Below are 3,334 nucleotides of genomic sequence, written 5' to 3'. Positions count from 1 at the left end.
CGGTAAAAACCGGGAAGAATCAACTTTAAGATGAATTGCTTAGATACGCGCACCTGGATCACCGCTTTCAGCGATTCGAAGCCTGCTGCCGATGAGGGAAGGACCGACTGCGCCCGGTTGGCGCCTTTGATGGCCGCGCGTGACCCGGATCGGGATGTGCGGAACGACCACAAGCGAGGACCGCACAGAGCATTGGATGCGGTACACAAATTTTCTGCGAAAATTTGCCGATTTTTCGCAGAAAAATCGTTTTAATTTTCCCCCGCCACATCCTTATGCACGATGACATCACATTGAGGGTAGGTGTCGATGATCCTGCGACGCAGACCGGCGCCAATGCTGTGCGCCTCTCTCAGTGTCTGATCTCCATCAAGCTCGATATGGATGTTCACGAAGATACGGCTGCCAGCCATGCGCGTCTTGAGATCGTGAAAGCCCCTGACGCCGGGCCAATCCGTCGCGATCCCCGCGATCCCGGCAATCACGGCCGGATCCGCGCGCCGGTCCATCAAAGCATCCCATGCGCCCTTGCCGATGCGAACCGCACCGATCATCAGGATCGACGCCGCCGCGAGCGCGACGACGCTGTCGACATGACCCACGCCAAACCGACGTGAGATCCAGAGCGCGGCGATCGCGCCGACGGCCGGCATCAGGTCGGACATATAATGCAGCGAATCCGCTGCAACGACCTTGCTTCCGGTCCTCCGCGCAACCCGCCTTTGCCAAAGTACCAGCGCCAGGGTCAGCAGGATCGAGACCACCATGACGGCAATTCCGCCTGCCTGCCCGGCCAGAGGCACCGGATCTTTCGACAAAAGCCGCGCGATGGCGGACCAGCCGATGACGCTGCCCGAGATCAGAATGAAGACAGACTGCGCCAGCGCCGCGAGATCCTCGACCGAGGTATGACCGAAGGCGTGATCCTCATCCGCAGGGCGTGCGGCATAGAGGATCGCCATGAGCCCGCCGAGCGACATCATCAGATCAAGCGCGCTGTCGGCGAGCGAGGCCGCGACCGATAAAGACGACGTGGTGCCGAGAGCCCAGAGTTTCAGCGCTACGAGGATCACAGCGACCGAAACCGATGCCAGCCCGGCGGAGACGTTCAGTGAAGTTTTGTTGTCGGTCATGCTCGGACCCCGGAACCTTGCGGGCTCTTACCACCCCGCCGCGTGACGGAAAAGCCGGCCTATTCCTCCGGCAGACCATGCCGCACCCATCGGCTTCGCCAATCGGGGGCAGGATAGTCGTCAGGCCAGTATTCGACCTGTTCGCAGATGCGGTCACCCAAGACCCGATGAAAGGTGACGGCACGTGCGGTCGTGGTGCCGTCGCTCACCGTCACATCGCTAACGACATCCCTGTCGCTTGCTACGATACGGTTCATCCGGAACCGCCAGAGACCCTTTGCCGGATAGGCCGCATTCAGCGCGGCGAAATCTGCGCGGTCCTCGATCACTTCCCGCGATTGCGGCCAGTAGAGCCGGAAATCATCGGCAAACCAGCGGGCCGCACGGGCAAAATCATTGCTACCCATGTCGTCCCAATAGGCGCGCACCACCTCTTCGGGTGTCATTCCCGCAACTCATCCGCTGCAACGCCCCACAGCGCGGATTTGACCACCCAGCCCTTCGTGCTGCCCGCAGCGATCCGGCACCAATTCGGGTCGCATTCGCCCAGACGGCCGATCACGCCGGCCTTCGCTTCGGCCACGATCTGCGCTTCGGGATCTGGCCGCACCCGCAATGCGGTGCCGTCGACCGCAACCGAGACGGTACGCGCCCCGGACAAGAGACTGTAATAGATCCATCCCCCCTGCCCTTCGGCATCCTCGACCCGGCGCCAATGTTCAAATTCCGCAGTCACCAGCAGCGGCATGTCGCGGTGACGAAACACCCAGTCGATGCGGTGGTTCAGGCTTGGCCCCCGGCGCACATTGCCCTCGGCCGCCTTCAATGAGACGAACCGCGGCAGCGGCAGGTTGGTCACTGAACCGCGCACCGCATCGCCCTCAGGTGCCGACGAAACCGGCAAAGCCAGTGCAAAAACCAATCCGATCTGGGCCGGGAGCGCCCAGATTTTCCAAAACCTGTTCTTCTCTTTTTTCATCATCTGCCCGTTTTCCGCCCGCAACCGTCCGGCGGTGTCATTCGGGGCTTGTGGCCAGCCCCGTTCGACCCATACTTTGCCAAGGTAAACGCCGTTTTGGAAGAGAGGAGAACTGTCCGATGGGATCGCCGCGTCTGAGTGTTGTTGTCACGCGACGCTTGCCCGAGGTCGTCGAGACCCGGATGAAAGAGCTCTTCGATGTCGAACTGCGCGATCCCGATACCAGGATGAGCCGCGAGGAACTGGCGGCAGCGATGCGCCGGGCCGATGTGATCGTGCCCTGCGTGACCGACCATATCGACGCGAACCTCCTGGCGCAGGCGGGTGAGAAGCTGAAACTGATCGCCAATTACGGTGCGGGCATCGACCATATCGATGTGCAATCGGCCCGCCAGCGGGGAATACTCGTCTCCAACACCCCCGGTGTCGTGACCGAGGATACCGCCGACATGACCATGGCGCTGATCCTTGCCGTCACCCGCCGCATTCCCGAAGGTCTGTCGACGATGCAGTCTGGGAACTGGCAGGGCTGGGCACCGACGGCTTTCATGGGGGGCCGTGTCGGCGGGCGCCGTCTGGGCATTCTCGGTATGGGGCGGATCGGCATGGCCGTTGCCCGCCGCGCCCGGGCCTTCGGCATGCAGATCCATTATCACAACCGCCAGCGGTTGCGCCCCGAGCAGGAGGCCGAGGTCGAGGCAACATATTGGGAAAGCCTTGACCAGATGGTCAGCCGGATGGATGTCATTTCTATCAACTGCCCGCATACGCCCGCGACCTTTCATCTGATGAATGCCCGCCGCCTGCGGCTGATGAAGGAGGGGGCTGTGATCGTGAACACGTCGCGCGGTGAGGTGATCGACGAAAACGCGCTGACGCGGATGCTGCGGGCAGGCGAGATCACCGGCGCAGGCCTTGATGTCTTCGAACACGGACATGAGATCAACCCGCGCCTCAGGTCTTTGCCCAATGTCGTCCTCTTGCCGCATATGGGCTCGGCCACGGTCGAAGGGCGGACCGAGATGGGCGAAAAGGTGATCATCAACATAAAGACCTTCGCCGACGGCCACAGACCGCCCGATCTGGTCGTCCCATCAATGCTGTAGGCGCACCCAGTCAACCGTTTCCATTGCTAAACTTTCACCGGTTCCGGGTCACATTTCCGTCCCGTTCGGATGCCATAACGCCCCCCACAAGCAGATTAAGGGGGAGTTGCATGTCC

At 61.6% G+C, this 3,334-nt stretch carries 4 protein-coding genes; 1 reads left to right on the top strand and 3 read right to left on the bottom strand.

What is annotated here, in order from left to right; genetic code table 11:
* Positions 1-251 precede the first annotated feature (251 nt).
* From WBB85_RS04010 to WBB85_RS04000, 3 genes are read right to left on the bottom strand one after another with little or no spacing between them, the layout of a single operon-like run.
* Positions 252-1,133: a cation diffusion facilitator family transporter gene (locus WBB85_RS04010; protein WP_432637333.1), complete on the bottom strand. Its 882-nt coding sequence runs from the start codon at positions 1,131-1,133 to the stop codon at positions 252-254.
* A 59-nt stretch (positions 1,134-1,192) separates the two neighbouring features.
* Complete coding sequence (locus WBB85_RS04005) at positions 1,193-1,579, bottom strand: nuclear transport factor 2 family protein (protein WP_432637331.1); 387 nt, start codon at positions 1,577-1,579, stop codon at positions 1,193-1,195.
* Entirely contained in the window at positions 1,576-2,112 is a 537-nt protein-coding gene (locus WBB85_RS04000) for an SH3 domain-containing protein (RefSeq protein WP_432637335.1), read from the bottom strand. The genes WBB85_RS04005 and WBB85_RS04000 overlap by 4 nt, the downstream gene beginning before the upstream one ends.
* 119 nt (positions 2,113-2,231) lie before the next feature.
* Here WBB85_RS04000 and WBB85_RS03995 point away from each other — a divergent pair, with 119 nt between their 5' ends.
* Positions 2,232-3,218 (top strand): 2-hydroxyacid dehydrogenase, encoded by a 987-nt coding sequence (locus WBB85_RS03995; protein ID WP_432637330.1) that lies wholly within the window; start codon positions 2,232-2,234, stop codon positions 3,216-3,218.
* Positions 3,219-3,334 lie beyond the last annotated feature (116 nt).

Origin of the sequence: Albidovulum sp., from assembly GCF_049646345.1 — a bacterium.
In the GTDB taxonomy this organism is placed as follows: Bacteria; Pseudomonadota; Alphaproteobacteria; order Rhodobacterales; family Rhodobacteraceae; genus Albidovulum.
Note: the sequence above shows the minus strand (reverse complement) of the source record. Positions and strands in the feature narration are given on the sequence as shown.